The organism is Gulosibacter macacae (assembly GCF_003865375.1).
Lineage (GTDB): Bacteria > Actinomycetota > Actinomycetes > Actinomycetales > Microbacteriaceae > Gulosibacter > Gulosibacter macacae.
The window spans coordinates 1-15,170 of the sequence record NZ_RQVS01000019.1 but is presented as its reverse complement, the minus strand read 5'-3'; the positions used below and the strand labels follow the sequence as shown (position 1 = coordinate 15,170).

General features: G+C 66.2%; 14 protein-coding genes. 9 read left to right on the top strand and 5 right to left on the bottom strand.

The features are described 5' to 3' along the window. Nucleotide 1: 1 nt before the first annotated feature. From mqo to EG850_RS11930, 6 genes are all read left to right on the top strand, one after another. Nucleotides 2-1,486 (top strand): malate dehydrogenase (quinone), encoded by a 1,485-nt coding sequence (gene mqo, locus EG850_RS11955; RefSeq protein WP_124973778.1) that lies wholly within the window; start codon nt 2-4, stop codon nt 1,484-1,486. A gap of 85 nt (nt 1,487-1,571) precedes the next feature. After that, entirely contained in the window at nt 1,572-2,216 is a 645-nt protein-coding gene (gene udk, locus EG850_RS11950) for a uridine kinase (protein ID WP_124973776.1), read from the top strand. A gap of 38 nt (nt 2,217-2,254) precedes the next feature. Next, complete coding sequence (locus tag EG850_RS11945; protein WP_124973774.1) at nt 2,255-2,647, top strand: TOBE domain-containing protein; 393 nt, start codon at nt 2,255-2,257, stop codon at nt 2,645-2,647. Nucleotides 2,648-2,649: 2 nt separating this feature from the next. Continuing rightward, the gene (modA, locus tag EG850_RS11940) at nt 2,650-3,480 is read left to right on the top strand and encodes a molybdate ABC transporter substrate-binding protein (protein ID WP_124973772.1); all 831 of its coding nucleotides are present in this window, start codon (nt 2,650-2,652) and stop codon (nt 3,478-3,480) included. Continuing rightward, a complete protein-coding gene (locus EG850_RS11935; RefSeq protein ID WP_235829318.1) occupies nt 3,480-5,180 on the top strand; it encodes an ABC transporter permease in 1,701 nt (566 codons plus the stop codon). The genes modA and EG850_RS11935 overlap by 1 nt, the downstream gene beginning before the upstream one ends. A gap of 95 nt (nt 5,181-5,275) precedes the next feature. Then, entirely contained in the window at nt 5,276-5,773 is a 498-nt protein-coding gene (locus tag EG850_RS11930) for a MogA/MoaB family molybdenum cofactor biosynthesis protein (protein WP_124973770.1), read from the top strand. Nucleotides 5,774-6,067: 294 nt separating this feature from the next. Here the strand turns inward: EG850_RS11930 and EG850_RS11925 are convergent, their stop codons facing one another. From EG850_RS11925 to EG850_RS11910, 5 genes are all read right to left on the bottom strand, one after another. Beyond that, a complete protein-coding gene (locus EG850_RS11925; RefSeq protein ID WP_124973768.1) occupies nt 6,068-7,369 on the bottom strand; it encodes a molybdopterin molybdotransferase MoeA in 1,302 nt (433 codons plus the stop codon). Nucleotides 7,370-7,439: 70 nt separating this feature from the next. Then, complete coding sequence (locus EG850_RS13590; RefSeq protein WP_235829317.1) at nt 7,440-8,045, bottom strand: zinc-binding dehydrogenase; 606 nt, start codon at nt 8,043-8,045, stop codon at nt 7,440-7,442. Between the two features lie 108 nt (nt 8,046-8,153). After that, complete coding sequence (locus EG850_RS13585) at nt 8,154-8,537, bottom strand: alcohol dehydrogenase catalytic domain-containing protein (protein WP_235829316.1); 384 nt, start codon at nt 8,535-8,537, stop codon at nt 8,154-8,156. Nucleotides 8,538-8,640: 103 nt separating this feature from the next. Beyond that, complete coding sequence (locus tag EG850_RS11915) at nt 8,641-9,207, bottom strand: TetR/AcrR family transcriptional regulator (protein ID WP_124973766.1); 567 nt, start codon at nt 9,205-9,207, stop codon at nt 8,641-8,643. Nucleotides 9,208-9,248: 41 nt separating this feature from the next. Beyond that, the gene (locus EG850_RS11910) at nt 9,249-10,559 is read right to left on the bottom strand and encodes an APC family permease (RefSeq protein WP_268878164.1); all 1,311 of its coding nucleotides are present in this window, start codon (nt 10,557-10,559) and stop codon (nt 9,249-9,251) included. Nucleotides 10,560-10,728: 169 nt separating this feature from the next. On the opposite strand from EG850_RS11910, the gene EG850_RS11905 reads away from it, so the two are divergent. The 3 genes from EG850_RS11905 to EG850_RS11895 all read left to right on the top strand — a co-directional run bounded on the left by EG850_RS11905 (nt 10,729) and on the right by EG850_RS11895 (nt 14,984). Then, on the top strand, nt 10,729-11,325 hold the full coding sequence (locus EG850_RS11905) for a thymidine kinase (RefSeq protein WP_124973764.1): 597 nt from the start codon (nt 10,729-10,731) through the stop codon (nt 11,323-11,325). Between the two features lie 58 nt (nt 11,326-11,383). Continuing rightward, on the top strand, nt 11,384-11,950 hold the full coding sequence (locus EG850_RS11900; protein WP_124973762.1) for an SRPBCC family protein: 567 nt from the start codon (nt 11,384-11,386) through the stop codon (nt 11,948-11,950). Nucleotides 11,951-12,080: 130 nt separating this feature from the next. Beyond that, nucleotides 12,081-14,984 carry an aminotransferase gene (locus EG850_RS11895; RefSeq protein WP_185715057.1) on the top strand — a complete coding sequence of 968 codons (2,904 nt, stop codon included), beginning with the start codon at nt 12,081-12,083 and terminating at the stop codon, nt 14,982-14,984. The last annotated feature ends 186 nt before the right edge of the window (nt 14,985-15,170 follow it).

Genomic DNA, 15,170 nt, shown 5'->3' with positions numbered 1-15,170 from the left:
CGTGACGAACCCGAAGATTTACGATGCCGTGCTCATCGGCGGTGGCATTATGTCGGCCACCCTTGCTGCCCTTATCCGCGAGCTCGAGCCCGAGTGGTCGATCAAGATCATCGAGCGCCTCGACGACGTGGCCCAGGAGTCCTCGAACCCTTGGAACAACGCCGGAACGGGCCACGCGGCCCTGTGCGAGCTCAACTACACGCCCGAGAAGAACGGCAAGATCGAGGTCTCGAAGGCCATTGCGATCAACGAACAGTTCCAGGTGTCGCGCCAGTTCTGGGCCCGCCTCGTAGAAGACGGCGATCTCAAGAACCCGGCTGAGTTCATCAACCCGGTGCCGCACATGACCTTCGTGCGCGGCGCCGACAACGTCGACTTCCTGCGTCGCCGTTACGAACTGCTCAAGGATGAGCCGCTCTTTGCCACGATGCAGTTCAGCGACGACCCCGCGAAGATCTTCGAATGGGCCCCGACCCTCGTCGTCGGTCGCGACAAGGATGAGCCCATTGCGGCGACCTATGTCGAAGCCGGCACCGACGTCGACTTCGGCGCGCTCACTCGCAAGCTCATCGAGAACTCGATCAAGCACGGCGCCACGGTGCGCCTCGGCATGGAGGTCACCGACCTGCGCCAGCGCCCCGACGGCATCTGGCAAATCGGCACCCGGATGCGTTCGGGCGCAGAAAAGGGTCGCAAGAACGTCACCCACGGTCGCTTCGTGTTCGTCGGTGCCGGTGGCGGCGCACTGCCGCTCCTGCAGAAGGCTGGTATTCCCGAGGTGAAGGGCTACGGCGGCTTCCCGATTTCGGGTGTGTTCATGCGCACCGATAACCCCGCGGTTGTCGCACAACACCAGGCAAAGGTCTACGGCAAGGCTGCCGTTGGCGCGCCGCCGATGTCGGTGCCGCATCTCGACACCCGCGTCGTCGACGGTAAGAAGTCGTTGCTGTTCGGCCCCTACGCAGGCTTCAACACGAAGTACCTCAAGAACGGTTCGCTACTCGATTTCTTCCGCTCGCTGCGTGCCGGCAACATCCCCACCTACGTCACCGCGGGTGGTAAGAACCTCAGCCTCGTGAGCTACCTCGTCAAGGAGGTCTTCGCATCCAAGAAGAAGCGCTTCGAGCAGATTCTCGAGTTCTTCCCCGAAGCGAAGATCGAAGACTGGCGCCTCATCACCGCGGGCCAGCGCGTCCAGGTGATGAAGGGCGGCATGAACGGTGAGCTCGTCATGGGCACCGAGGTCGTCGCCCACTCCGACGGCACCATTGCAGGTCTCCTCGGCGCCTCGCCGGGCGCCTCGGTGGCCGTTCCGGTCATGGTCGATGTGCTGAGCAAGTGCTTCCCCGACAAGATCGCGGGATGGGAGCCGAAGCTCAAGGAACTCATCCCGAGCTTCGGTGAGAAGACGAACGCCTCGACTGAGGCTGCCGACAAGGTGCAGAACAGCACCGCGAGCGTCCTTGGCATCGCCTCGGTCTCGTAGTCAGTTTGAGTTAGATGCGGCTGGGCCGTTCGGAATGCCTCCGAGCGGCCCAGCGGCGTATGGGCAGGATGCGGAGATCAGGTCGATGACGAACACGTTCGTAGTGGGCATTGCCGGTGGCACCGGGAGCGGCAAGAGCGCACTCACTCGCGCGCTACGGGGTCGGTTTGCGGGGGAGTCGAGCCTTGTCATGCACGACAACTACTACCGCCGCAACGACACGCTCACGTACGATCAGCGCTCGCGACTGAACTACGACCATCCGGATGCATTCGATAACGATCTGCTCGTCGAGCACCTTGACGAGATTCTCGCTGGACAGGCCACGGAGACGCCGGTCTACGACTTCACGGTGCACAACCGTGCCGCCCAGACAAACCTCGTTGAGCCGGCGCCGATTCTCTTTCTCGAGGGGCTGCTGCTCTTTCACGATGAGCGCCTGCGCGATCGCTGCCACCTGCGCATCTACGTCGACACCGACGCCGATGTGCGCATTCTGCGTCGCGTGAAGCGTGACGTCATTGAGCGCGGCCGCACCATCGAATCGATCGAGCAGCAGTATCTCGAGACGGTGAAGCCGATGCACGAGCGCTACGTCGAGCGCTCGAAGAAACACGCCCACATCATCGTGCCCGAGGGTGGCTACAACGCGACGGCAATTGAACTCATCGCGGGCGGTCTCGCTGCCGAGATCGAGCGCGGGCGCGCACGCGACGCGAACAAGCTCTAGGATGCAGTAGACGCATCCACAGGGCATAAGGGGGCAAAATGTCGCAGATTAGGATTTCTGAGGCAGCGCGCTTTCTTGGTGTCAGCGACGACACCGTGCGGCGGTGGATCGACCAGGGCTTGCTGGCCCGATCGACCGGGGATGGCCCGGCCACCGTCGACGGGCTCGAACTCGCCAACCTCGTGCGCGACCACTCCGTGCTGCCAGCCGACCCCGCCGATGTGGCGCGCTCGGCTCGCAACCGCTTCGTCGGAATCATCACGAAGGTGACCACCGATACGGTCATGGCGCAGGTCGAGCTGCAATGCGGCCCGCATCGCGTGGTCTCGCTCATTTCGAGCGAAGCCGTACGTGAACTCGGGCTCGCGCCGGGAGTCGTGGCGACCGCGGTGGTGAAGGCCACCAACGTCATCATCGAAAAGGGATCCTGACCATGGCTTCACGCCTTCGCCGCGCCCGCCGCGGCCTCATTGGCGCGCTCGCGATTGCCGGCGCCGCACTGCTTGCCGGATGCGCTGGCGGTGCGCCGGCTGCCACCGACACCGCCGCGCCGGCTGACGCCGCTGCGGCACCGAGCGCTGACACGTTGAGCGGTGAACTGACCGTGTTCGCGGCCGCCTCACTCAACCAGGTATTCGACGAAATCGCCGCCGACTTCATGGCTGAGCATCCCGAGACGTCCATCACCTTCAACTACGGCGGTTCCTCTGGCCTCGTCACGCAGATGCAGGATGGCGCGCCCGTCGACGTGCTCGCCACCGCGAACGAATCGACCATGAAGAACGCGATCGAGGCTTCGCTCATGAGTGCTGAACAGCCGATCTTCGCGACGAATGTGCTCACCGTTGTGGTCGAACCCGGTAATCCCAAGAACATCACCGGTCTCAGCGATCTCACCCGTGACGATGTCGCGCTCGTTGTTTGCGCGGAGCAGGTGCCCTGCGGTGCCGCGACCAACAAACTCGAGGAGACCACCGGCATCACCCTCTCGCCCGTGAGCGAAGAGAACGCCGTGACCGATGTGCTCGGCAAGATCACCACGGGCCAGGCGGATGCGGGCATTGTTTACGTCACCGACGCCCGCGGTGCCGGAGACCAGGTCGCCGAGGTCGTGATTCCTGAGGCCGCTGACATTGTGAACAACTATCCGATCGGCGTCACCGCATCGACCACGAACCCCGAGCTGGCGCAGGCGTTCGTCGACTACGTCCTTGCCGCATCCGCCCAACAGAAGCTGCAGGCGGCCGGCTTCGGCGCACCGTAGTGACCGCGCGCACGCGAGGTCCCCGGGGACTCCTGCCCGGCTGGGTTCGCTGGGCGGGCGCGCTGCTCGCGGCGCTTCTCGCGTTGCCGCTTGCGGGTCTGCTCAGCCAGGTCGATTGGGCAGAGTTCTGGGCGCTCATCACCTCACGCTCAGCGTTCGTCTCGCTCGAACTCTCGCTGCGATCGTCGCTCGCGGCGACGATCTGCTCGCTCATCATCGGGGTGCCCGTCGCGCTCGTGCTCGCGCGCGGCGGCATCCCGGATGTAGTGCTCAAGGTCGTGCGCACGCTCGTGCTGCTGCCGCTCGTCTTGCCGCCAGTCGTCGGCGGCATCGCGCTCATTGCCACGTTTGGGCGCCGCGGACTTGTGGGCTCGCTGGTGTTGCCCTTCGGGGTGGAGATCGGATTCACGACGCTCGCCGTGATCATGGCGCAGACCTTCGTGGCGATGCCGTTCTTGGTACTCACGCTCGAAGGTGCATTGCGCTCGCGGTCGACCGATTTCGAGGCGGTGGCGCTCACCCTCGGCGCCTCGCCGACCCGGGCGCTTTGGGCCGTGACCTTGCCATTGCTGTGGCCAAGTCTCCTCACGGGCACCGTCCTCACCTTCGCGCGGGCACTCGGCGAGTTCGGTGCGACCATCACCTTCGCGGGTTCGCTCGAGGGCGTCTCGCGCACGCTGCCGCTTGAGATCTACCTGCAGCGCGAAATCGACCAGCGCGCGGCGGTGGCTCTGAGCATCCTGCTCGTGATTGTGGCGACAGTAATCGTGGCAATTGCGTACCAAGCGCCGGGTGGACCGGCCGCGAACCGACGCGATCGACGGCTGGGCGCGCCGGCACGGTCGGGGCTCGACGAAGCATCGACGACTGCGCCAGCGGCGGTCGTTCCCGATCGGGCTATCACTGTAAGGGATGACGCTGCGCCTCACGATGCCGTGCCGGTCAGCCCCGCACGGCTCAGTGACACGAAGCCCAGCGCAACCCCGACCGACCCTGTGCCACTTGACGCACACATCGTCCTCACCGAACGTGACATCGACGTTCGGCTCCGCGCCGCGGCCGGCGAAACTGTCGCCGTCATCGGCCCGAACGGCGCCGGCAAATCGAGCGTGATCGACGCGATCTCGGGACTTCTCGATCTCGACGCCGGCAAGATTCAGCTGGGCGACACGGTGCTCGACCACCCGGATGCACGCGTGCGGGTGCCGGCGCAACGTCGCGGCATTGCGCGGCTCGGCCAGAATCCGCTGCTCTTTCCGCATCTTGACCTCGGCGCGAACGTGGCCTTTGGCCAACGCATGGCCGGGAAGTCGCGGCGCGAGGCACTCGCGGCGGCTACGACCTGGCTCATCCGCACGGGATCGGGCGGGCTTGATCGCCGCTTGCCCCGCGAGGTCTCGGGCGGCCAGGCGCAGCGCGCGGCGATCGCCCGGGCGCTCGCGACGTCACCGCGGCTCTGCCTCTGGGATGAGCCGTTCGCTGCCCTCGACGTGGAATCAGCGCCCCGACAACGCGAACTGCTCGCAGCCCATTCGCGCGGCCGCACGGCGGTGCTCATCACCCACGATCTTGCCGATGTGCGTGCGCTTGCCGATCGGGTGGTCGTGATCGAAGCCGGTCGGGTGGTGCAGGACGCGCCGGTAGTCGAGTTTTTGGCCGCGCCGGCGCCCGGATTCGCCGCATCGTTTGTGGGTACCTGAATTCTTGTCACGTCTGAGCCGCGCCGAGGTGTATGCACCTCGACGCAATGTCGGCGTGACAGATTCGACGCACTACCGTGGCGAGTGGAGGTGCCATGAAGCTGCACGCACGAGTGATCACCGTTTCTGACCGCGCCGCAGCCGGCGAGTACGAGGATCGCTCCGGCCCCGAAGCCGCCACGCGCCTCGCCGAACACGGCATCGCCGTCGACCGCATCGACGTGGTTGCCGATGGCATCGAGTCGGTGCGCGCGGCGGTTTCGGCAGCCGCGGATGCGGGCGTCGCGTTGGTCTTCACCGCCGGTGGCACCGGGGTCTCGCCCCGCGACCTCACGCCCGAAGCCACGGCGCCGCTGCTCGACGTGCGCCTCGACGGCGTCGCTGAAGCGATGCGCGCGCGCGGCGCGGTGGCCGTGCCGAGCGCCGTGCTCTCGCGGGGACTCGTTGGCCTGACTGGGCGCGGACCCGGGGCCGTGCTTATCGTCAACGCACCGGGGTCGACCGGAGGAGTGCGGGATGCGGTGGCTGTCGTGGGCCCACTCGTCGCGCACATTGTCGGTCAAGCCCGCGGCGACGCCCGCGCCGCGCACTAATCCGCGCGCTTCGTCCGCGCGTGCCGGGGGCCGGGATCACTAATACGCGCGCTCCCGCCTAATACGTGCGCTGCAGCGCGCGTATTTGCGGGGCACGCGCGTATTAGCGGGCGGGTATGCGCGGCCCGTCTCCTCGTCTTGCTGCCGCGCCACGGCGCGCGCCTTGCCACTAACCCGCGTGCTTCCGCCTAATCCGCGCGTTGCAACGCGCGGATTTGCAGGGAGCGCGCGGAATAGCGCGAGCCGCGCGGGCGCGGCGACGCTGCCCGCGTCGCTTGCTACCCGCGTCGCTTGCTACCCGCGTCGCATCCCGCGTCGCATCCCGCGTCGCATCCCGCGTCGCATCCCGTGTCGCTCGCCGCCCGCGAACCCCGCTACCGGCAGCACCTCAAGCTCATCGCCCGCCGCCACAGCATCCACGTCTGCAGGCACCACCACGAGTGCGTTCGCGAGATGCAACGAGGCAATGAGATGTGACTTCGCCCCCAGTTCATGCGGCAACCGCGCCACGAGCCGCCCATTCTCCTGCGTCACGACCGCCGGCGCATACTGCGTGCGCCCGCGTGGCGGCGTCCAATCGTGTCCGGCAACGGCACGCATCCCGTGCGTTGCCGCATCCGCGGCTCCGCTCATCCACGCGAGCAGCGGCCGCACCAACACATGGAACGACACGAACACACTCACTGGGTTCCCGGGCAAACAAGCCACGAGCACTCGACGGCCGCCAAGCTCAATCGCGCCGAACCCCTGCGGTTTTCCGGGCTGCATCGCCACACCCACAAACTCGACCCCGCGCCCGGTGAGCGCCTGTCGCACCACCTCGAAGGCGCCAGCCGAGACGCCGCCGGTGGTGATCACGAGATCGACCTCGCCCGCCCCTTCAAGCGCCGCGAGAAACTCCGCGACGCTGTCACGGCTCGCGGGCAGCAACACGGCCTCGGCGCCCCATTGCGCCACGAGCGCCGCGAGCATCGGTCCATTCGAGTCGGGGATGCTGCCGGGCGCCAGCGCCTCGCCGCCGCACGCGAGTTCATCCCCGGTCGCCATCACCGCCACCCGTAGTCGCCGAGTCACCTCAAGCTCCGCATGACCAACTGAAAGCAGCGCACCGATCGCAGCCGCGCTTACCCGGTCTCCGGCGCGCATGACGAGGTCGCCTTCAGTCACATCCTCGCCGCGGCGACGGATATTCGCACCTGCCTTCGCCGCCACCGAAAACGACACCTCGCTCGGCACCGGCCCCGGACCCGGCCGCTGATCAGTCTGCTCGACCGGTACCACGGCATCCGCGCCCTCGGGCAACGGCGCCCCGGTCATGATGCGCAGGGCGGTACCCGGTTCGAGTCGCACCGGCGCGGCACCGGCGGGCGCATCGCCCGCAACCGGCAGGGTCCGCGGCTCGACGAGATCCGCCGCGCGCACGGCATAGCCATCCATCGCTGAGTTCGTGAACGGCGGCACCGCGAACCGCGCCCGCAGATCTGTGGCGAGGATGCGGCCAGTAGCTTCGCTCGTCGGCACCGTCTCCGTGCCCACCCGCTCCGCCGCCGCGAGCATCCGAGAAAGCTGATCATCGACGCTGCGCAGTGGGCTCATGTCCACGACGCTATCCCAAGCCAAACGCCGCCGCCCGCGACTTCGCGGGCGGCGGCGTTGAGCGATCCAACTAGTCGAAGACGATGACGCTGCGGGCGATGGCACCCTTGAGGAGCTCTTCATAGCCCTCGTTGATCTCGTCAAGGGTGATGGTCTGCGACACGAGGTCGTCGAGGTTGAACCGCCCTTGCAGGTAGTAGTCGGCGAACATCGGCACATCTCGCTTGAAGTTCGTCGACCCCATCATCACGCCCTCAATCGAGCGCTGGAACGGCATGAGTTCCGAGATCGGTTCAATGTCGAGCACGGTGCCAACGCGCTGCATGCCGACAAGATAGGCCGTGCCACCCACGCCGAGCACGCGCACAGCGAGTTCGGCCGTCGCCTTGAGGCCGATGACTTCGAAGGAGGCGTGCACGCCACTCGTACCGGTGATCTCTTGCACTGCGGCCACCACGTCGTCGACCCCACCCGAATTGATTGTGTGCGTTGCGCCAAACTTCTTCGCGAGTTCGAGTTTCGCCGGCTGCAGGTCGATTGCAATGATGCGGCGGGCACCGGCCAGGCGTGCTCCCTGCACGGTGTTGAGGCCCACACCGCCGCAACCGATCACCACGACATCCTGGCCCACGCCGACGCGGGCGGCGTTGATCGCGGCTCCGGCTCCGGTGACCACACCGCAGCCAAGCAGTGCCGCCTTGTCGAAGGGGATCTCGAGATTGACGGCAACGACCCGGTTCTCATGCGTAAGGATCTGCTCGGCGAATCCCGAGATCTCAAGAAACTAGTTGAGCGGTTCGCCATTGCGCGAAAGGCGTGGCGGTTCGTCCACGCCACGCTGCACGGCCGTCGGGTTCGAGCACTGGTGGCGGCGGCCGTCCAAACAGGATGGGCAGTGGCCGCAGCTTGGTACGAGACAGGCGACGACGTGGTCACCAACCTTGAATTCGCTCACATCGGGGCCGACGGCGGCGATGACACCGGCGATCTCGTGGCCGAACACCATCGGCATCGGCATACCAAAGTCGTTGGCGCGGTAGTGCTCATCGCTGTGGCACAGGCCCGAGGCCTTCACGTCGACCAGCACTTCGCGGCCAATCGGCTCGGCAATGTCGATCTCTTGAATCACAAACGGCTCGCCGACTGCGTCAACTACGTCAGCTTTCACGGGGTTCTCCTTCGTTCAACATCCTTGTTGCGGTACTACCAGGTTAGGCAACAGATGTTGAAAAAGCGACAAGTGTCGCTTAGAAAGAGACCTGCAATTGAAGTTACTGCAGTGAGCGCCACCACTCGGGCAGTGAGAGCCTGATGGTCGAACGCAACTCCTCGAGCGAGGTGTCGTCAAGGCGCATCCAGCCCTCAATCGAACCGACGAGCCCGGAAGACGCGAAATCGGCCGCGAGGCTGGGATTAAGGCCCGACACCTTGTTCGGCTGTTCATCAATCACATCGCGGATGCCCGCACGAATAGACGAGCGCAACGTACGCCAGACCGGGCTCGAGGTCTCGTCAAGCGAGAGTCGGTAGACCCGGTCGTACTTCGAAATGTGCTCAAACACCGACTCGATGGCAAAGTCCAACAACTCAGCCGGTGGCAGATCGCCAGCGCGTCGCCGCGCAAGATCGTCATCGCGCCGCTGATCAAGGTCGGCGCAGAGCGCCTCGGTGAGTACCTCGTCGAGGTTGCGGAAGTGGCTGTAGAACGTGGCACGGTTGACGTCGGCCGCACTCGTCAACTCCGAAACCGAGATCTCCGAGAGCGGGCGCTCGGCAGCCAGGCGCAACACCGCCGCGCGCAGGCTTTCCTTCGTGCGTTCAATGCGGGGATCAGTCATGCGCCTGACCGTAGCGGAGCTACATCCGCGAAATTGAGCAGTTAGCTACCAAAGTGCCCGGCACGTCTGCTAAGCCGACGAACGACGATTGCTCTGCCGATCAGGCCAATTGCAAAGATAGCGAGTCCGCCCACCACCGATTGCCAGGGCAAAGTTGCCACCAAGACGCCGCAAAGTGCCATGCCGATGACCTGCGCCCAGCGCGGATACCGGCGGTGTGCATCCTGTTGCGTGAATGCCGCGAGGTTCGCGACGAAGTAGTACGTGAGCACGCCGAATGACGAGAAGCCGATCACTTCGCGCACATCGCCGACGAGGATGAGCAGGGCCACGACCATGCCGAGCACGATCGTCGCGACGCGGGGCACCTGCACACCCGGATGCACGATCGCAAGCGCACTCGGCAGGTCGCGTTCGCGTGCCATGGCGAGGGTGGTGCGCGAGACGCCGGCAATGCCCGCGAGGAGCGCGCCGAGCGCCGCAATCGCGGCGGTGATCTGTACGAGCGTCACAGCCCAGGGTGCGTCGCGCACGGCGTCGGCGAGCGGTGCCGAGGATGCGGCGACACCGCCACTGCCGAGGCGGCTGAGCAGGGTCAGCGCAACGAGGGCGTAGAGTACCGCGACTACGAGCAGTGTCGTGATGATGGCGCGCGGGATATTGCGTTCGGGCTCGCGCACCTCTTCGCCGAGCGTGGCGATGCGCGCGTAGCCGGCGAAGGCGAAGAAGAGGAGTCCCGCCGATTGCAGCACGCCGTACCAGCCGGCGGGCGTGGCGAGTTGCTCATCGAGCCCCGCGATCAGGGCCTGCGCACCGGTTGGCGAGGCTCCTTCGAGTACCCACGCGGTGCTCAGGATGCCCGCCAGTCCAGTAAGTACGAGCGCGACGATGATGCGTGCAGCCCCGGCCGTGCGGGTGATGCCGAACGAGTTGAGCGCGATGAGGGCCACAAGTGCGGCGAGTGCGACGGGCTTGAGCCAAGCCTCGGGCGCCGCGTAGGCCGCGAAGGTGAGGGCCATCGCGGCGGCAGAGGCCGACTTACCAACGACGAATCCCCATCCGGCCACAAAGCCCCACCAGTGGCCGAGCTGTTCGCGCCCGTAAATATAGGAGCCGCCCGACGTCGGGTATTGCGCGGCGAGCTGCGCGGTCGAGGTGGCGTTGCAGGCGGCGACGATGAAGGCGAGGGTGAGACCGATGAGGAGTGCCGAACCGGCTGCCTGGGCGGCCGGGCCAAACGCCGAGAAGACTCCCGCACCGATCATCGAACTCAGCCCAATCGCGATCGCGCCGCCGAGGGTGAGCGCGCGGCGGAGCTGCGGCTTCGGAGCGGGCGTCGTGTTCTCGGTCACGCCGCGGATGCTAGCCCGCGCGAGCAAACCGCAGGTGGCCTGACAACGGCGCGCTTCGATGGCCTTAGCGAGCGAAATGGCGCGGTGCGCTTCGAGAGCCTCAGCGAGCGAATGGCGCCGCGCGACCGATAGCATCGACTGGTTCATCCCCTCGCCGAAAGGACCGCCCGTGGCCAAGCTCTATTTCCGCTACGGCGCAATGAACTCCGGCAAGTCGACGGCGCTGCTGCAAACCGCCTTCAACTACGAAGAACGCGGCCACCGGGTGCTGCTCGCAAAACCTGCCATTGACACCAAGGGCGCCGAGTCAATCTCCTCGCGTCTCGGCATGACCCGCGAGGTCGACTTCCTCGTCGGCCCCGACGACCACCCGCGCGAGCAGTTCCTCCGCACCATCGTCGACACCAACGCATCCTGTTTGCTTGTCGATGAAGCGCAATTTCTCACCGCGCCCCAGGTTGACGAGCTCTTCCAGATCGCGGTGCTCGATGACGTGCCGGTGCTCTGCTACGGCATCCGCACCGACTTCCAGACCGTCGCCTTCCCCGGCTCCCGGCGCCTGCTCGAAATCGCCCATGCGGTCGAGGAACTCAAGACCATCTGCCGCTGCGGCCGCAAAGCCATCTTCAATGGCCGCGTCGTCGACGGCGTATTCACCTTCGATGGCGATCAGGTCGCGATCGACGGCGAGCAGGTCACCTACGAGTCGCTCTGCGGCCAGTGCTATCTGCGGGAATCTGGTGGGCGACTCGCCAGCCACCTCTAGGGTGCATGCGCTGAGATAGAGGCGCAGTCGCCAATGAAACAACCCGAAAGGTAGTGCCGTGCACGACGACAACACAGAGTTCGAGCGCGTGAGCGCCGACAGCGTTCACATTGAGGGCCGCACGCTCACGGTGGGCCGCCTCATCCACGCCCCGGCCGCCGATATTTTTGAGCTTCTTGCCGACCCCGACCAGCAGATCGACGCTGACGGCACCGAGATGATTCGCAGTGCCGACGAGGCAGCAAAGCCCATCACCGCCGTGGGTGACGAGTTCACGATGAACATGTACGCCGAGTCGATGGGCGGTGACTACCGCATGGTCAACCTCGTCACGAAGTTTGAAGAAGACCGCGTCATCGCGTGGAAGCCGCGCCAGGAAGGCTACGACAAGCCGCTTGGCTGGCAGTGGACTTGGGAACTTGAGCCCGAAGACGATGACACCACCTATGTCACCCTCACCTACGACTGGGAAGAGGTCACCAACGAAAAGTTCCTCGAGGGTAAGTTCCCGCCGTTCCCGGTCGAGGCCTACACCGCCTCGCTCGAGGCGCTCGCCGACGCGGTGGAAGATGACGACCTTCATGACGAGTGGGAAGACGACGGAGAGGCGCTCAGCGACGACTAGCGTGAGCGACTGAATTAGGGCGGGGGCTTGCGAGCCCGCGCCCTAATTTCGCGTTCGGCCTACGGGTGTCATGATGGGACGTGTCGACGGCGATGAATGCCGTTCACACGTTTCGGCAGGAAGGTTTGCCATGGTGGCCGCATCTTCGAACGACAATTGGCAGCGCGTGCGTCCCGATGTGGATGCGGCAGCCGCCGCCGCACTCTTGCGGGTTCACTGGGGGATCGAGGGCGAGCTGGTCGAACTCGGCAGTCAGCAAGACCGCAACTACCTCGTCACCCAGGTCGATGGCACCACCGCCGTGCTCAAGATCGACAATGCCGCCACCACCGCCGAAGAAGTGGATGCGCAACTGTATGCCGCGCGGCTCATCGACGCCGCGGGACTCGCCGCCGCCACGCCGTTGCCGACCAAGGCAGGCGAGGATGCCGTGCTCCTGCCCTCGGGTTCGCACGCGCGCCTGCAGTCATTCCTGCCCGGCGGCACGCTTGCCGAGGTGCCGAGCTTCAGCGAGTACGAGGCGCGCTCGCTTGGTGATGTCGCTGGGGCCGTCGTCGCGGCACTCAAGGGCGCGGAGCATCCTGGTTTTACCCGGGAATTGCAGTGGGATTTGCGGAACGCCGCGGAGGTCGTCGCGGCCCTCCTCGACGATGTGACCGATGAGGCGCGGCGCGCGGTCGTGAAGGCCGAGACGAAGAGCGCCGCGAAGGCGCTCGCGAAGCTCGGGGAGCTGCCGGTGCAGATCATCCACGGCGATCTCACCGACGACAACGTCGTGCGCGTTGGTGGCGGCATGCTCGGGGTCATCGACCTCGGTGATGTGGGAAGCGGCTGGCGGGTGGCCGAACTCGCCGTCGCGATTGCCTCGGTGCTGCAGCGCACCGGCAGCCTCAACCTCGCCGCAGCGACCGTTGCCGAGTTCGCCGAGCACGTCGAACTCACTGATGACGAACTTGCCGCGCTATGGCCGCTCGTGCGGCTGCGCGGCGCGACGCTCGTCGTGAGTGGCTGGAACCAACTGCGCATCGATGCCGACAACGAGTACGCCGCTGAACGGATGGAGTCGGAATGGCGGGTGCTCGAAGCCGCCGCGGCCATCGACGATGAGCTCGCGCTCGCGGTGTTCCGCACGACCCTCGGTCTGCCGCACCGCCCCGGCATCGAATACGAGCGCCTGGCACGAGGCCTGGGCAGCAAAGCAATCGTGGCACTTGCGCCCGAGGCGACGGAGTTTGACGAGGGTGCCTGGCTACGTTCAGGAGCGGCCGACGACGCGATTCACGAGCGACTCGAGCGGCGCCAGATCGCCGCCACCCGCTGGGGTGAATACCGACTCGATCGCGCCGCGACGCCGAGCCCGCAGGCGCCCGAAAGCCGGGCACTGTTCATTGACGTCATCGCTGCTGGTCCGCTTGAGCTGATCGCACCGTTCGCCGGTGCCCTCGAATACGCCGGCGAGGATGCGGTTGATCTCGTTGACGGGCCGGTGCGGCTACGTTTGCGGGGCCTGCGTGTCGAAGACGTCGCGTCGGTCGAGGCTGGCGACCTCGTCGGCACCGCCCGCCGCAGCAAGGACGGCACGAGCCGTGTGCGTGTGCAGTGGATCGCGGGAGCCGCCGAGGAGCAGCTCGATTGGTGCACCGCTGCAAAGGCGGCGGTTGCCGCATCCCTGCGCCCCGACCCCTCAACCATGCTCGGGCTCGAACCCGCCCCGAGTGCCATTGCGGCGACTCGGCGCGAGCGCCGCCGCCGCGATGCCGCGCTCGGCAAGGCGAGCGAACGCTACTACCTCTCTCCGCCGCTCATCGTGCGCGGGTGGGGCCAGTACCTCATCGATGCCGAGGCGCGGCCGCTCCTCGATCTCGTGAACAATGTCACCGCGATCGGCCACTCGCATCCGCGACTTGAGCGTGCTGCATCCGCGCAGATGCGCCTGCTCAATACCAACTCGCGCTTTCTCTACGGTGCCTATGCCGACTACGCCGAGGCGCTCGTGGCGCGCGCGAATCGCGCCTGGCCCGGCGAATTTGATGTGGCGGTGCCGGTGAACTCCGGCTCAGAGGCCGTAGATCTTGCGCTGCGCATGGCACAAGTGTTTAGCGGGCGCCGTGGCGTGATCGTGCCGCGCGAGGCGTATCACGGCTGGACCTTCGCCTCTGATGCCGTGAGCACCTCGGCGTTCGATAATCCGTCGGCCGCCGAGAACCGCCCCGATTGGGTGCACCTCGTTGACGCCCCGAACGCCTATCGCGGGCCGTTCCGCGGCGAGGATGCGGGGGAGCAGTACCTGGCGCAGGTGCGCGAGCAACTCGACTCGCTCGCCGCCGAGGGTCGCCCGGCAGGGGCGTTCATCTGCGAGTCGGTGCTCGGCAATGCCGGTGGCGTGATTCCGCCCGAGGGGTACCTCGCGGGCGTCTACGAGGCGGTGCGCGCCCAGGGCGGTGTCGCGATTGCCGATGAGGTGCAGGTGGGCCTCGGGCGTCTGGGTGCCGCGTATTGGGGCGCGGCGATGCAGGATGCTCGCCCCGACATCATCTGCGTCGCCAAGGCGGCGGGCAACGCGTTCCCGATCGGTGCGGTCATCACCCGCCGCGAGATTCTCGATGCGCTTGCGGATGAGGGCATGTTCTTCTCGTCGGCGGCAGGCACGCCGCTGAGTTCGGTGGTCGGCCGCACGGTGCTCGATGTGATCGAGGATGAGCGCCTCCAGGCGCGAGCAGCGCGCGTGGGTGCACGCTTCTCGGCGCGCATGTCGGAGCTGGCGCAACGGCACGAGTGGATTGGTGCGGTCCACGGCATCGGGCTCTATCAGGGCGTGGAACTCGTGCGTGACCGCGAGACCCTCGAGCCCGCGACTGAAGAAGTGGCACTTCTGTGCGAGCGGATGCTGCCGCACGGCATGATCGTGCAGCCCGCGAGCGAGCGTCAGAACGTGCTCAAGTTCAAGCCGCCGATGGTGATCGACGAGGCCGATGTGGATGCGTTCGCCGACGCCCTCGACGTCGAGCTCGCGCGGCTGACGGCGGAGCGGTAGGGGATTTCGATACGGCCTGCGGCCTAATCAATCAACCAAGAAAAGCCGCCACCTTTGGCTGGTCGAGTAGCGAAGCGTATCGAGACCCCCGCGCCCGCCCGGAAACCAGAAAAGACCCGATCACTCGAGTCTTTTTCTTGGTCGGGGTGACAGTGTCTGGTTTCACGACATCGTTCCCACCCCACT